Source organism: Myxococcus llanfairpwllgwyngyllgogerychwyrndrobwllllantysiliogogogochensis (genome assembly GCF_006636215.1).
Taxonomy (GTDB): Bacteria; Myxococcota; Myxococcia; order Myxococcales; family Myxococcaceae; genus Myxococcus; species Myxococcus llanfairpwllgwyngyllgogerychwyrndrobwllllantysiliogogogochensis.
In genome coordinates this window covers 1-566 of sequence record NZ_VIFM01000645.1, presented here as the reverse complement: position 1 = coordinate 566, position 566 = coordinate 1, and the positions used below count along the sequence as shown (strand labels likewise).

Annotated in this window: 1 pseudogene; it reads right to left on the bottom strand. The window is 62.2% G+C overall.

Going from position 1 to position 566, the window contains the following annotated elements:
- Positions 1-51 precede the first annotated feature (51 nt).
- Positions 52-566 (bottom strand): annotated as a pseudogene (fusA, locus tag FJV41_RS55300) (elongation factor G); the annotation flags it as partial.

Genomic DNA, 566 nt, shown 5'->3' with positions numbered 1-566 from the left:
GTACCAGAGTAGCCCGGGTAAGACGCCTCGCGTCGCACCCGGGAACGTTGCTTAGCTTTTCGCGCGGCTGGCGATGATTTCATCCGCCACATTACGCGGCGCTTCCGCGTAATGGTGGAACTCCATGCTGTAGGTTGCCCGTCCCTGCGACATCGAGCGCAGCGTGGTGGAATAACCAAACATCTCCGCCAGCGGCACGTCGGCGCGGATGATCTGGCTGCCGAAGCGCTCTTCCATCCCCTGCACCATCCCGCGACGGGAAGAGAGATCGCCCATAATATTCCCGGCGTACTCTTCCGGCGTTTCCGCTTCCACGTGCATCACCGGTTCGAGGATCGCCGGGTCGGCCCTGCGCGCGCCCTCCTTGAAGCCGAAAATGGCCGCCATGCGGAAGGCCATTTCCGAGGAGTCGACGTCGTGGTACGAACCAAAAGTCAGGGTCGCTTTGACGTCCACCACCGGATAGCCTGCCAGCACGCCGGTGCCCATCGCTTCGCGCAGGCCTTTTTCCACCGAAGGAATGTACTCGCGCGGCACCACCCCGCCTTTGGTGGCATCTTCAAAGA